The organism is Serratia marcescens, assembly GCF_006715005.1.
In the GTDB taxonomy this organism is placed as follows: domain Bacteria; phylum Pseudomonadota; class Gammaproteobacteria; order Enterobacterales; family Enterobacteriaceae; genus Serratia; species Serratia montpellierensis.
This window is the reverse complement of record NZ_VFMJ01000001.1, coordinates 822413-836299: the sequence shown is the minus strand read 5'-3', so window position 1 is coordinate 836299 and position 13887 is coordinate 822413. Positions and strand designations below refer to the sequence as shown.

Genomic DNA, 13887 nt, shown 5'->3' with positions numbered 1-13887 from the left:
GCCATAAAAAAAGCCGGTCAATGACCGGCTTTCTCACGCGTTGGCGTCTCAGTGGTTATCGAGCGGCTTACCGTAATCCTGTTCGTTGTTGCGCGTCAGCCACAGCGACAGCGCCTTCAGCGAATCCGGGGTAAACTCGTCGCAACGCGCAGTGATCTCTTCCGGCGTCAGCCAGCATACCTCGGCCACTTCTTCTTCCTGCAGCGCGAACGGGCCGTGCGATACGCAGCTGAACAGCGCCCCCCACACCCGGCACTGATCTTCTTCGAAGTAGAACAGACCGTGCTCGGCGAAAGGCACGCCGGCGATGCCCAGCTCCTCTTCCGCCTCGCGACGCGCCGAATCCAGCACGTTTTCACCGCTTTGCACTACGCCACCCGCCGTCGCGTCCAGCCAGCCCGGGTAGAAGTCCTTGATCTCGGTGCGACGCTGCACCAGAATTTTTCCCATCCCATCATGCACCACAATATAGGTAGCACGATGGCGCAGCCGCTCCGCCCGCATCTGTTGACGACTGGATTGAGCAATCACCTCGTTTTGCTCGTCGACGATATCAACCCATTCGGTATCTGCAGCCTGACCCTGTTCCGCCATCCTCTAAAACCTTCTATTTTGGCGCGATGCATCCCGCGCGCTGGTTAATCAATGAGTGTTTTTCAAAGATTTTTATTGTGTGTGTATAAATTAGTGCGTTTAGCGTGTTAACGCCACCTCCGCGACGACCTTGCCGTCGTCGAGCGTCAGCACGCTCAAAGTGCCCCTATCCAACATGCCGTAGCTGGCCGGAAAGCCCCCTTTGGGGATGCTGACCGAGCCCGGATTGAAGCAATAGATCTCACCCTGCCGCTCCGCCTGCGGCAGATGCGTATGGCCGTAGGCCAGGACGTCACCGCGGGATAACGGCGGCAGTGCCGAGGGATGATAAAGGTGACCGTGGGTCAAAAACAATCGTCTTTTTTGCAGTAAAACCTGTTGCCAGGGCGCCTCGATGGGAAACGTCAACAGCATCTGATCGACCTCGCTGTCGCAATTGCCGCGAACGGCGATGATCTTGTCGCTATAGCGATTCAATCGTTCGGCAACCTGAGCGGGCTGATACCCGGCCGGCAGCGCGTTGCGCGGGCCGTGATTCAGCAAATCACCCAGAAGAATCAACCAGTCGGCGCCGTTTTGTGCGAACAATTCCAGCACGCGTTCGGTAGCAGGCAGCGATCCGTGAATATCTGAGGCGAACATCAGCTTCATAACCTTGTCCTATAGAGGGAAATAAGCGCCATTTTACCGCGCCGACGCCGTGCGGCAAACCGCCGCCCGCCCCGGTGGAGAATTGTGATCCAACCGAGCAGATAGCATCGGACGAATCCCACATAGCCTGCTATCCTTAGCTGCTATTGTTGGATCTCTGATATACCTTTGTGCGCGGCGAAGACCGCAGCAACGTGTAATGAATTACAGATCACCTTACCGCAGGAGGCAACATGATTGACCTGTATTACGCGCCTACTCCCAATGGTCACAAGATCACCTTGTTTTTGGAAGAGGTCGGCTTACCCTACCGTATCCATCGCGTAAACATCAGCGCCGGCGAGCAGTTCAAACCGGACTTTCTGAGCATTTCTCCCAACAACAAAATCCCGGCGATCGTCGATCAGCAACCGGTGGACGGCGGCGCGCCAATCAGCCTGTTCGAGTCCGGGGAAATTCTGCTGTATCTGGCGGAGAAAACCGGCAAGCTGTTGAGCAAGGGCCTGCGCGAACGCGCCGCCACCCTGCAGTGGCTGTTCTGGCAGGTGGCCGGTTTCGGGCCGATGCTCGGGCAGAATCACCACTTTAACCACTACGCGCCGCAGCCGGTGCCTTACGCCATCGAGCGTTACCATCTGGAAACCAAGCGGCTGTACGGCGTGCTGGAAGCTGAACTGCAAAAACACCCGTACCTGGGCGGCGACAACTACAGCATCGCCGATATCGCCACCTACCCGTGGGTGGTGTCACATCCGCGCCAACGCATCGATCTGGCAGATTACCCGGCGGTGCGCAACTGGTTCGAGCGTATCAGCAACCGCCCGGCGACCGAGCGCGCCTACAAAGTGGCCGAACAAGGCTAAGCGCCTTCCCCGACTCCCCGTCGGCCGGGGAGTCACATCGTCCCCACGTTATCTTTTCCTTACTTTCCGTGTATTCTGAACGCTAATAATCAGACCTATGGAGAATCTCTGATGTCTTTCAGTCAACCCGACGCCGTTATTCGCATTAAAAATCTGCGGCTGCGCACGTTCATCGGTATCAAGGAAGAAGAAATCAACAACCGACAGGACGTTCTGATCAACGTGGCGATCCATTACCCGGCGGACAAGGCGCGCAACAGCGAAGACATCGCCGATGCCCTCAACTACCGCACTATCACCAAAGCGATCATCCGCCATGTGGAAGATAACCGTTTCGCGTTGCTGGAAAAATTAACGCAGGATGTGCTCGACATCGTAAAAGAACACGCCTGGGTGACCTATGCTGAAGTGGAGATAGATAAACTTCTGGCCCTGCGCTACGCCGACTCGGTTTCCATGACCATGAGCTACCGCCGGGACTAACTCAGGGAGGTCGACCATGCGGATCCTGATCACCGGCGCAACGGGATTGATAGGCAGCAGCCTGACGGCCAGGCTGCTGGCGCTTTCTCACCACATTACGGTGCTGACGCGAGACGAACGGCGAGCCCGGGCCAGGCTGGGCGACCAGCCAAGCTATTGGCAAACCCTGGACGACCGGCAGTCGCTGGATGACTTCGATGCGGTGATCAATTTGGCCGGCGAACCTATCGCCGACAAGCGCTGGAGCGCGCAGCAGAAAGAGCGCCTGTGCCGCAGCCGTTTGGATCTGACCGAACGGTTGGCGCAGCTTATCAAGGCCGGCAGTACGCCGCCCGGCGTGCTGATTTCCGGTTCCGCCGTCGGCTACTACGGCGATCAGGGACAGGCGGTGGTCACCGAAGAGGAGCCGCCGCATGACGAATTCACCCACCAGCTGTGCCAACGCTGGGAAGCGCTGGCGCTGCAGGCGCAGAGCGATGCCACCCGCGTCTGCCTGCTGCGCACCGGCGTGGTGCTGGCGCCACAAGGCGGCGCACTGGCCAAAATGCTGCCGCCGTTCCGCTTCGGGCTGGGCGGCCCGATCGGCGACGGCCGCCAATATCTGCCGTGGATCCATCTCGACGACATGGTCAACGGCATTATTTATCTGCTGGATCACGCCACGCTGACCGGCCCGTTCAACATGGTCGCTCCCTACCCGGTGCATAACGAGCAGTTCGCCGCCCAATTGGCCAACGTGCTCGATCGCCCGGCGTTTCTGCGGGTGCCGGCGTTCGTCATGCGTTTGTTGATGGGGGAAGCGGCGGTGCTGGTGCTCGGCGGCCAGCGGGCAGTGCCGAAGCGGCTGGAAGAAGCCGGCTTCCACTTCCGCTATCTGGAATTGGAACAGGCGCTGGATGACGTGATTAATCAGCGGGCCGAAGCCCGCTGATCTGACGTTACTTCAACGCGCCGGACAGGAACTGCTGCAGGCGCGGGCTTTTGGGGTTGCCGAACAGCTCGGCCGGCGGCCCCTGCTCTTCGATCAACCCTTTGTGCAGGAAGATCACGTGGTTGGAAACGTGGCGCGCAAATTCCATTTCATGCGTCACCACCACCATGGTTTTTCCCTCTTCCGCCAGCTTCTGCATGATGCGCAGCACCTCGCCCACCAGCTCGGGATCCAGCGCCGACGTCGGTTCGTCAAACAGCAGCACTTCCGGCTCCATCGCCAGCGCGCGGGCAATGGAGACGCGCTGCTGCTGCCCGCCCGACAGGTGCACCGGGTATTTGCCGCGCGCCCGCTCATCGATGCCCACCTTATCCAGATAGCGCACCGCGCGATCGTGCGCTTCGGCCTTGCTCAGCCCCAGCACCTGCACCGGCGCCTCCATCACGTTCTCCAGCACCGTCATGTGGCTCCACAGGTTGAAATGCTGGAACACCATGGTCAGGCGGGTGCGCAGCAGCTGCAGCTGCTTCTTGTCGAACACCTTCAGCTGGCCGTCTTTGTCACGCACCATGCGAATGTCTTCGTTGTTCAGGCTGATCGAACCTTCGCTCGGCTTCTCGAGGAAGTTGATGCAGCGCAGAAAGGTGCTTTTGCCGGAGCCGGAGGAGCCGATGATGCTGATCACATCCCCGGCGTTGGCCGCCAGCGAGACGCCCTTCAGCACTTCGTGGTCGCCATAGCGTTTGTGCAGTTCCGTGACGGCTAATTTATTCTCAGACATGGTTTTTCTTCCCGTCATTTATCAGTGACTAACGTGTGCCATCCAGCGTCTTTCAGCCTTGCGGAACAGGCTGATTAACACGTAGGAGATGATCAGGTACAGCACCGCCGCGATGCCGAAGGCGTAGAAAGGCTGATAGGTCGCGGCGTTGATGTCGCGTGCGATTTTCAGCAGATCCGGCACGGTGGCGGTAAACGCCAGCGCGGTGGAGTGCAACATCAGGATCACTTCGTTGCTGTAAGCCGGCAGCGCGGTGCGCAGCGCCGAAGGTAAAATGATGCAGCGATACATCTTGAAGCGCGAGAAACCGTAGGCGTTGGCGGCCTCAATTTCACCGTGCGGCACCGAGCGGATGGCCCCGGCGAAGATCTCGGTGGTGTAGGCGCAGGTGTTGAGCGTCAGCGCCAGGATGGTGCAGTTGAGCCCGCTGCGGAAAAACGCGTTGAGAAACTCGCTGCCGCGCACGATCTCAAGGCTGTACATGCCGGAGTAGAACACCAGCAGCTGCACGTACAGCGGCGTACCGCGAAACACGTAGGTATAGAGCCACACCGGGAAACGCACCCAACGAATGGAAGAGACGCGTGCCACCGCCATCGGGATCGCCAGCAGCCCGCCCATCACCACCGAGGCGATCAGCAGCCACAGCGTGACCGCCACGCCGGTGAAACGGTAGCCGTCGCTCCACAGCAGCGACTGCCAATACTGTTGCAGGATATCGATCATAACTCAGCCCTCTTGACGCCCAGCGAGTAACGCCGTTCGAGCCACAGCAGCACGCCGTTGGAAACGGTAGTGAAGATCAGGTACACCACGCCGGCCACAATGGCGAAGAAGAACGGCTGATAGGTGCCTTTCCCCGCCAACTGCGTGGCTTTCACCACGTCGTTCAGGCCAAGGATCGACACCAGCGCCGTCGCCTTCAGGATCACCTGCCAGTTATTGCCGATACCCGGCAAGGCAAAGCGCATCATCGCCGGGAACAGAATGCGCCGGAAGATCTGCGCGCCGCTGAAGCCATAGGCCGTTGCCGCTTCGATCTGCCCTTTCGGCACCGCCAGATAGGCGCCGCGGAAGGTCTCAGTGAAGTAAGCGCCGTAGATAAAGCCAAGGGTCATGATACCGGCGCCGAGCGGATCGATATCAATCTGCGAGAAGCCCAGCAGCGTGGTGATGTTGTTCAGCGCGATTTGCAGGCCGTAAAAGATGAGCAGCATCAGCACCAGATCGGGCACGCCGCGGATCAGCGTGGTATAAGCGCCGAACAGACCGGAGATAAAGGGGTTATGAGACAGTTTGCCACCGGCGCCGATCAAACCGATCACCACCGCCAGCACCACGGAACTGAGGGCCAGCTCCAGCGTCACCAGAGCCCCCTCGAAAATCAGTTGGGAATAGCCTTGCAGCATCTACTTCACCCTGTGGTCTAGGATCCGAACCATCGGGGCCGGCGCACCGGCCCCGCAGTCACAACATGGAACGGGAAGCGGATTACCCGCCGTAGACGTCAAAGTCGAAGTACTTTTTCGCGTATTTATCGTAGGTGCCGTCTTTACGCATCTCGGCGAAGGCCTTGTCCAGCGCCGCTTTCAGCTCGGTATCGGTCTTGCGCAGCCCCATGCCGGTGCCGACGCCGAAGAACTTGTCATCCTTCACCGATTCGCCGGCGAACGCATAGTCTTTGCCCGGCGGCTGTTTCAGGAAGCCGTCGCTGCCCGCCACTTCATCCTGGAAAGCGGCGTCGATGCGGCCGGAGGCCAGGTCAGCATAGGCCAGATCCTGGTTCTGGTAAGGCACGACGGTGACCCCCTTCGGCTGCCACATAGCGTTGGCATAGGCTTCCTGAGTGGTGCCCTGCAGCACGCCCACGCTCTTGCCTTTCAGCGCTTCGGCGGTCGGCAACAGCTTGGAGCCCTTCGGTGCGATCAGACGCGCGTTGGCGGCATACAGCTTGTCGGTAAAAGCAATTTCCTGCTGGCGTTTGTCAGTGATGGACAGCGAAGAGATGATGGCGTCGATTTTCTTCGCCTTGAGGGATGGGATCAGCGCGTCGAAGTCGCTCTCCACGAAGGTGCATTGGGTATTGATGCGTTTGCACAGCTCTTTGGCCAAATCGATGTCAAAGCCGACCAATTCGCCTTTGGCATTTTTAGATTCAAACGGTGCGTATGTCGGATCGGTGCCAATCTTCAGCGTGGAAGGAATGGCGGCAAAGGCGCTGCTGGCGGCGCTCAAAGCCAGAACTAACGGCAAAATCAAAACCCGCTTTTTCATAAATTACCCTCAAATTGATTTTTTTGATGCCACTACGGGCATTACTTTCCCCACCAAATCAATTTGCAGTAATCGTGCCACATTAGGTGCTACGGGCGGAGGGAACGGCTCCGGCCTTCACAATACTGTTTCCTGGGACGATAACCGCAAAATTAAATCGGCCGATCGGGGCCGCGCCACTGGCTGCCGCAACAGGACGGCGCCATGAAACAGTGAACGTGATGAAGTGGGATCATTATGGCGCATACACCGCCCCAATTCAGTGCGGTGTTGCACAAATGTACCAATTTAGGGATAAAACTGTTAATTAGCACCCTGCCAACGGGTGAACAGATCGGTAGGCAGCTCGATATCAAACTGGTCGATCACCCGATTGACGGTTTGATCGATGATGTCTTCCACGCTTTTCGGTTGGTGGTAAAACGCCGGCACCGGCGGCATGATCACCGCGCCCATCTCCGCCGCCTGCGTCATCAGCCGCAAATGACCAAGATGCAACGGCGTTTCACGCACGCACAAGACCAAACGGCGGCGCTCTTTGAGCACCACATCGGCGGCGCGGGTCAGCAATCCGTCACTGTAGCTGTTAACGATGCCGGACAGGGTTTTGATCGAACAAGGCAGGATCGCCATGCCCAACGTTTTGAAGGAGCCCGAGGAGATGCCGGCGGCGATGTCGCGCGCATCGTGTACCACGTCGGCCAGCGCCTGCACTTCCCGTAGGCTGTACGGCGTTTCCAGCGCCAGCGTCTGTCTTGCAGCATTACTCATCACCAGATGGGTTTCCACCTCTGCGACGTCGCGCAAAACCTGTAACAGGCGCACGCCGTAGATGGCGCCGCTGGCGCCGGAAATGCCGATGATGAGTCGTTTCATGAAGAATGGCCTCTGCCGTAAAAAGTAAGATCAGGCAGACTTTGCCGCAATGGCGAGGGATAAGCAAGTCAGAGGAACAAGGTGCACCGCCGCAGACGCGGCGATGCACCTTGAGGGATCAACGCAGACCGTTAGCCTTCGTTGTGCAGTTCCAGATTTTCCGCTTCGGTTTGCACCCGCATCGCCTTGGCATCGTCGCTGCGCAACGACTCCAGGTATTCCAGATAGCTTTGGTCGACGTCTTTGGTCACGTAGATGCCGTTGAATACCGAGCATTCGAACTGGACGATGTCCGGGTTCTCTTCGCGCACCGCCTCGATCAGATCGTCCAGGTCCTGGAAAATCAGCCCGTCGGCGCCGATGATCTGACGGATTTCATCCACTTCACGCCCGTGGGCGATCAGTTCGTTGGCGCTCGGCATGTCGATGCCGTAGACGTTAGGGAAACGCACTTCCGGCGCGGCAGAAGCCAGATACACACGTTTGGCGCCCGCTTCGCGCGCCATCTCGACGATTTGCTCAGAGGTCGTGCCGCGCACGATGGAGTCATCCACCAGCAACACGTTCTTGTCGCGGAACTCGGCACGGTTGGCGTTCAGCTTGCGACGTACCGACTGACGACGCGCCTGCTGGCCCGGCATGATAAAGGTGCGGCCAACGTAGCGGTTTTTCACGAAGCCCTGGCGGTATGGCTTCTCGAGAATACGCGCGATCTCCAGCGCGATATCGCAGGAGGTTTCAGGAATCGGGATCACCACGTCGATGTCCAGATCTTCCCACTCGCGGGCGATCTTCTCGCCCAGCTTCTGGCCCATGCGCACGCGGGCGCTGTAGACCGAGATTTTGTCCATAAAGGAGTCCGGGCGCGCGAAATAAACGTATTCGAACAGGCACGGGTTGGTTTTCGGGTTCTCTGCGCACTGGCGGGTGAACAGCTGGCCCTTGGTGGTGATGTACACCGCTTCGCCCGGCGCCACGTCGCGCAGGAACTCAAAGCCCAGGGTATCCAGCGCCACGCTCTCGGAAGCCACCATGTACTCGCTGCGGCCATCCTCCAGCGTGCGCTTGCCGATCACCAGCGGGCGAATGCCGTTCGGGTCGCGGAACGCCAGCAGGCCGTGGCCGATGATCATCGCCACGCAGGCGTAAGCGCCGCGCAGTTGCTGATGCATGGCAGCGACCGCGGTAAAGATGTTGTCGGCCTCCAGCGGATAGTGCGGGAAGCGATCCAGTTCGCTGGCCAGCACGTTCAGCAGGATTTCCGAGTCGGAGGTGGTGTTGACATGGCGACGGCCGCTTTCGAACAGATTTTGGCGCAGCTCATGGGCGTTGGTCAGGTTACCGTTGTGGGCCAGCGTAATGCCGAACGGCGAGTTGACGTAGAACGGCTGGGCCTCAGAGGCGCTCGAGCTGCCGGCCGTCGGGTAACGCACATGGCCAATGCCCATGTTGCCCTGCAAGCGTTGCATATGGCGCGCCTCAAACACATCTTTCACCAGGCCGTTGGCTTTACGCAAACGGAACCCGTTGTGGGCGTCAATGGTGACGATGCCTGCGGCATCCTGGCCACGGTGCTGAAGCACCGTCAGCGCATCATAAATCGACTGGTTTACCGGCATGAAACCGGCGATACCGACAATACCGCACATGTTGTCTTTTCCTCATCAGCGCTACCGCCCCGGCAATTGGGTCGGCAAGAAACTCGACGTGCTCTGCAGGTAGTCAAAGAACCACCTGATGACGTAACTGAACTGGGGAATGAGCTGCGACTGTTTCCAGTCGGCGCTTTGTGAGAAGCCGGTAAAGGTGTCCAGGAAGAACAGGATCGCCGCGACGATCAACACGCCGCGCAGCGCGCCGAAGCAGATGCCCAACACGCGGTCGGTACCCGACAACCCGGTTTTCTCTACCAGTGAGCTAATCACATAGTTAACAATAGCCCCTACGATCAAGGTCGCGATGAACAAAATCGCGATCGCGATGCCATTTCGCACCAGTTCATCTTCAAAACGAGTGAAATAGACCGCAAGGTAAGAGTAGAAATGGCTGGCAACAAAAAACGCACATCCCCATGTCACAAGTGACAATGCTTCGCGAACAAACCCTCGGATCAGGCTCACCAGAGCCGAAAATCCAATCACCGCTATAATGACGTAATCAATCCAGACCATGAACTATTCCAATGATGAATCGCCCCTGCATCCAATTCGCGGCGAATTCTAACAGAAAAAGAAAACGTTTGCGTAGGGGATTTCCTACCACGTTACAAATAAAAAGCGGCGATTAAAAAATTCCCAATCGCCGCGCCTACATAGGTGATTTAGCCTGTAAAAGGCGCGGTTTTTCTCGCTTTCTCTCCACCACTCCTTAATTCAGGGGCGCATCCTGCTGCGCCCCTGCGGGGTTTAACGGCCGTACGGCTTCACCTGCCCGCTCAGCCCGCTGATCGAGTTCAGCGACGGCAGCGCCGCCTGCAGCTTCTGCTTGGACGCGTCCGGGCCGACGTAGATGCGGGTGATCTGCCCCTGCACCGGCGTTGACGGCACGGTAAAGGCGCGATAGCCCGAGAGGCGCAGCGAGGCGACAATCTCATTCGCCTTGGCGGCGTTTTTCAACGCCCCGAGCTGCACGACATAAGCTTGCCCGGCCGGCGCTTTTTCTTCCGCCGGTTTCGGCTGCGGTGCCGGTTCAGGTTTCGGCGTCGGTTCCGGTTTCGGCTCTGGCTTCGGCACCGGTTTCACTTCCACTGGCTTCGGCTGCGGTGCCGGTTTCGGTTTTACTTCTGCCGGTTTGGTTTCCACCGGTTTCGGCTTGGGCTGCGGCACCGGCTGAGGACGCGTTTCAACCGGCGGCGGTGCCACCTGCGTCGGTTGCTGAGCAGTCTGCTGCACCGCCTGTTGCGCTGCCGCTTCGTTGGCCGCCTGCTGCTCGACCAGCGCGCCCGCCCCTTCCGGCGGCTGCGCCGGCAACGGCTGCGTCACCGGTGGCAGCACGTCGTTCTCTTCGACGTCGCCCGCCTTTGGCACCAAAGGAATGGCCGCGAATTCATCCTCGTAATGCTTCTTTTTGCCGTCCAGCAGCCCTGGCAGGATGATTACCCCCAGCGCCACCAGAATCACGGTTCCGACCAGTCGGTTCTGAAATTTACTCGCCACTCACACTCCCCGCATCTCGTCTAACGCCGCCATCACCTGCGCCACGGTGTGGAACGATCCACAGACGATCACAATATCCTGTTTATCAGCATCCTGCATAGCCTGCCGCCAGGCAGTTTCGACATCATTAAAGCGGCGCGGTTCCGTCAGATGCTGCGCCAGCTGTTCGACGCTGGCGCCGCGCGGCCCGTCAAGCGGCGCACAGTACCATTCATCCACCTGCTCGCTGAGGCAGGCCAGCGTACCGGCGATGTCCTTGTCCGACAGCATGCCCACCACCGCGCGCACCTTGCCGCCGTCGCGCGGCAGCCTGGCCAGACGCCCGGCCAGATAGCCGGCGGCGTGTGGGTTGTGCGCTACGTCGAGGATCAGCGTCGGCTCCCGCCGCACGATCTGGAAGCGCCCCGGCAGCGTCGCCTGCTGCAGCCCGGTGAAGATCGCGCGTTCGTCAATCTCCAGCGGGGAGCAGTTCAGCGCCGCCAACGCGGTAGCGGCATTGGCCAGCGGTACGTTCGGCGTCGGCAGATCGGTCAGCAGCGTGTCGCCGCCCTGCCACTGCCAGCGATCGCCCTGCTCGCTGAAGCTCCAGACTTCGCCGCGGCGATACAGCGGCGCGCCCAGCGTTTCGGCGACCTGGCGAATGCTGTCCGGCATGTCGGGTTCGCCCACCACCGCCGGCTTGCCGCTGCGGAAAATGCCGGCCTTTTCACGGCCGATGCTTTCGCGATCGTTACCCAGCCAGTCGGTGTGATCGAGCGCGATGCTGGTGATCACCGCCACGCTCGGCTCGACGATGTTGGTAGCGTCAAGACGCCCGCCCAGCCCCACTTCCAGGATCACCACGTCGAGCCGCGCCTGTTTAAACAGCTGCAGCGCCGACAGGGTGCCAAATTCGAAATAGGTCAGCGACGTTTCGCCGCGGCCGGCTTCAATGGCAGCGAACGAGCGGCTGTGCTCCGCTTCGCTCAGTTCTTCCCCCTGAATGCGTACGCGTTCGGTGTAGCGCACCAGATGCGGCGAACTGTAGACACCGACGCGCAGGCCGGCGGCCAGCAGAATGGCTTCGAGGGTGCGACAGGTGGTGCCTTTGCCGTTGGTGCCGGCAACGGTGAACACCGTGGGAGCGGGGGTCAGTAAATCCAGATGCGCCGCGACGCGCTGTACGCGCTCAAGGCCGAGTTCGATCGCCTGGCTGTGCAGACGTTCCAGATAGTAAAGCCACGAGCTCAATGGCGACGTGGCTTGGGGAATTTGGTGGTTTTGCATGAGTCCCATCACTGAACTTGGGTTCATTAATCCATCAGGGCACCACCCTCACCGCGGTAAAGGCGATGCGCTTCGTTACCGCCGCCAGCCTGCAAACCGCAGCGAGATAGGCTACGGCTGGCAGGGAACGGGCATCAGCCGTCACTTAGCCACAAAGTGGCGGCTGAACCCGGGCGGGATCTGTCTTTGCCTCAGGCGTCGGCCTGCTGCTCCGGCTCAATGACCGGCGCGACCTCATCGAAATGCGGCTGCGGCTGGTTGGTCAGCTTGGACAGAATGCTCGCCAACGTCTGGCGCATTTCCGGACGGCGAACGATCATGTCGATCGCGCCTTTTTCGATCAGGAACTCGCTGCGCTGGAAGCCCGGTGGCAATTTCTCGCGCACGGTCTGCTCGATGACGCGCGGGCCGGCAAAGCCGATCAGCGCTTTCGGCTCGGCGATGTTGATGTCGCCCAGCATCGCCAGGCTGGCGGAGACGCCGCCCATGGTCGGATCGGTCAGCACGGAGATGTACGGCAAGCCGCGCTCCTGCATCTTAGCCAACGCCGCGCTGGTTTTCGCCATCTGCATCAGCGACATCAGCGCTTCCTGCATGCGTGCGCCGCCGCTGGCGGAGAAGCACACCAGCGGACAGTTGTCCTCCAGCGCCTGCTCAACCGCACGCACGAAACGTGCGCCGACCACGGAAGACATCGAGCCGCCGATGAAAGCGAATTCGAAGGAGGCCGCGACGATCGGCATGCCGTACAGCGTGCCCTTCATCACCACCAGCGCATCTTTCTCGCCGGTCGCTTTCTGTGCGGCGACCAGGCGATCTTTATAGCGCTTGGAATCCTTGAATTTCAGAACGTCCTTCGGCTCCAGATCGCTGCCCAGCTCCACTTCGCTGCCTTCGTCCAGCAGGGTATGCAGACGCGCGCGCGCGCCCATACGCATGTGGTGGTCGCACTTCGGACACACTTCCAGATTACGCTCCAGCTCGGCGCGGTAGAGAACCTGGCCGCAGCTGTCGCATTTGGTCCAGACCCCTTCAGGAATGCTCGCCTTACGGGTTTGTGTGATATTGCTCTTGTTAAGAATTCGTTCAATCCAGCTCATCGATGACCTTTCTGTTTGAACCTGGCACACGCCAGTCCGCTGTTCATGCTTTAACAATCCCCCCGAAAACACCCCAATGAAAAAATGCCCGTTCGCGGCGCGGCAAGCGCGGCGACTGAGGCATCGGCTTCAGGGTTGTTCGCAGGAACAGACCATAATGTCGCTCATTAAACCATATCGGCCCGACGCTGTGGACAAAAAACTGGTCGAACCGACAGGTTAAGCGATGTTTTTACTGTTTTTGCTGGCGGGCAGCCGCGCGCTTGTGGCGCCAAATTTCAATCACACCCGGCAGAATCGAAACGATGATGATCCCGACGATCAGCAGTTTCAGGTTCTCCTGCACCACCGGCAGATCGCCGAACAGGTAGCCAGCATAAGTGAAGAGCAGCACCCAAACCAGTGCGCCAATCACGTTGTAGGCGGCGAAGTGGCGATAGGACATATGCCCCATACCGGCGACGAACGGCGCAAAAGTACGCACGATCGGCACGAATCGCGCCAGAATAATCGTTTTCCCACCGTGTTTCTCATAGAACTGGTGCGTCTTGTCCAGATAGCTGCGGCGGAAAATTTTCGAATTCGGGTTGCTGAACAGCTTTTCGCCGAACAACCGCCCGATAGTATAGTTCACCGCATCGCCGAGGATCGCTGCCACCACCATCAACGCCACCATGGTATGCACGTTCAGATCGTTGGTCGGCAACGCCGCCAGCGCACCGGCGACAAACAGCAAAGAATCCCCCGGCAGGAACGGCGTCACCACCAGACCGGTTTCGCAAAACAGGATCAGGAACAGAATAGCGTAGACCCACATGCCGTATTGTGCGACCAGTTCGGCCAGGTGCACATCAATATGCAGAATGAAATCAATAATAAACTTGATGATGTCCATAAATTCTCTCATTGATGC

The 13887-nt window shown here is 59.2% G+C and carries 16 protein-coding genes; 3 read left to right on the top strand and 13 right to left on the bottom strand.

The genetic code is table 11. From position 1 onward, the window contains the following. Positions 1–48 precede the first annotated feature (48 nt). Together yfcD and yfcE are read right to left on the bottom strand one after the other, a co-directional pair. Positions 49–594 (bottom strand): NUDIX hydrolase YfcD, encoded by a 546-nt coding sequence (yfcD, locus tag FHU12_RS04050; RefSeq protein WP_025303679.1) that lies wholly within the window; start codon positions 592–594, stop codon positions 49–51. 99 nt (positions 595–693) lie between these two features. Then, positions 694–1245 carry a phosphodiesterase gene (gene yfcE / locus FHU12_RS04045; RefSeq protein WP_033653755.1) on the bottom strand — a complete coding sequence of 184 codons (552 nt, stop codon included), beginning with the start codon at positions 1243–1245 and terminating at the stop codon, positions 694–696. Between the two features lie 233 nt (positions 1246–1478). Between yfcE and yfcG the strand changes: the two genes are divergently transcribed. The 3 genes from yfcG (at position 1479) to FHU12_RS04030 (ending at position 3522) form a co-directional block, all read left to right on the top strand. Next, entirely contained in the window at positions 1479–2108 is a 630-nt protein-coding gene (gene yfcG, locus FHU12_RS04040; protein ID WP_141967573.1) for a GSH-dependent disulfide bond oxidoreductase, read from the top strand. 111 nt (positions 2109–2219) lie between these two features. Next, on the top strand, positions 2220–2591 hold the full coding sequence (gene folX, locus FHU12_RS04035) for a dihydroneopterin triphosphate 2'-epimerase (protein WP_063988979.1): 372 nt from the start codon (positions 2220–2222) through the stop codon (positions 2589–2591). 16 nt (positions 2592–2607) lie between these two features. Further along, positions 2608–3522 (top strand): TIGR01777 family oxidoreductase, encoded by a 915-nt coding sequence (locus FHU12_RS04030; RefSeq protein WP_141967572.1) that lies wholly within the window; start codon positions 2608–2610, stop codon positions 3520–3522. Positions 3523–3529: 7 nt separating this feature from the next. Here the strand turns inward: FHU12_RS04030 and hisP are convergent, their stop codons facing one another. From hisP to FHU12_RS03975, 11 genes are all read right to left on the bottom strand, one after another. Then, complete coding sequence (gene hisP, locus FHU12_RS04025) at positions 3530–4303, bottom strand: histidine ABC transporter ATP-binding protein HisP (protein WP_049200168.1); 774 nt, start codon at positions 4301–4303, stop codon at positions 3530–3532. A gap of 21 nt (positions 4304–4324) precedes the next feature. Then, on the bottom strand, positions 4325–5029 hold the full coding sequence (locus FHU12_RS04020; protein WP_087763411.1) for an ABC transporter permease: 705 nt from the start codon (positions 5027–5029) through the stop codon (positions 4325–4327). Continuing rightward, a complete protein-coding gene (locus FHU12_RS04015; RefSeq protein WP_141967570.1) occupies positions 5026–5712 on the bottom strand; it encodes a histidine ABC transporter permease HisQ in 687 nt (228 codons plus the stop codon). Before FHU12_RS04015 ends, FHU12_RS04020 begins: the two co-directional genes overlap by 4 nt. An 82-nt stretch (positions 5713–5794) precedes the next feature. Continuing rightward, positions 5795–6577, bottom strand: coding sequence for a histidine ABC transporter substrate-binding protein HisJ (hisJ, locus tag FHU12_RS04010; protein ID WP_141967568.1), 783 nt, complete (start codon positions 6575–6577; stop codon positions 5795–5797). 303 nt (positions 6578–6880) lie between these two features. Further along, the gene (locus tag FHU12_RS04005) at positions 6881–7453 is read right to left on the bottom strand and encodes a UbiX family flavin prenyltransferase (protein ID WP_019453741.1); all 573 of its coding nucleotides are present in this window, start codon (positions 7451–7453) and stop codon (positions 6881–6883) included. A gap of 131 nt (positions 7454–7584) precedes the next feature. Next, positions 7585–9102 carry an amidophosphoribosyltransferase gene (gene purF / locus FHU12_RS04000; protein WP_141967566.1) on the bottom strand — a complete coding sequence of 506 codons (1518 nt, stop codon included), beginning with the start codon at positions 9100–9102 and terminating at the stop codon, positions 7585–7587. A gap of 21 nt (positions 9103–9123) precedes the next feature. After that, positions 9124–9624, bottom strand: coding sequence for a colicin V production protein (gene cvpA, locus FHU12_RS03995; protein WP_004936119.1), 501 nt, complete (start codon positions 9622–9624; stop codon positions 9124–9126). Between the two features lie 234 nt (positions 9625–9858). Then, positions 9859–10608, bottom strand: coding sequence for a cell division protein DedD (dedD, locus tag FHU12_RS03990; protein ID WP_141967564.1), 750 nt, complete (start codon positions 10606–10608; stop codon positions 9859–9861). Beyond that, a complete protein-coding gene (gene folC, locus FHU12_RS03985) occupies positions 10609–11874 on the bottom strand; it encodes a bifunctional tetrahydrofolate synthase/dihydrofolate synthase (RefSeq protein WP_141967562.1) in 1266 nt (421 codons plus the stop codon). 191 nt (positions 11875–12065) lie between these two features. Next, positions 12066–12974: an acetyl-CoA carboxylase, carboxyltransferase subunit beta gene (accD, locus tag FHU12_RS03980; protein WP_141967560.1), complete on the bottom strand. Its 909-nt coding sequence runs from the start codon at positions 12972–12974 to the stop codon at positions 12066–12068. A 232-nt stretch (positions 12975–13206) separates the two neighbouring features. Continuing rightward, the gene (locus FHU12_RS03975) at positions 13207–13869 is read right to left on the bottom strand and encodes a DedA family protein (protein WP_019453745.1); all 663 of its coding nucleotides are present in this window, start codon (positions 13867–13869) and stop codon (positions 13207–13209) included. Positions 13870–13887: the final 18 nt, after the last annotated feature.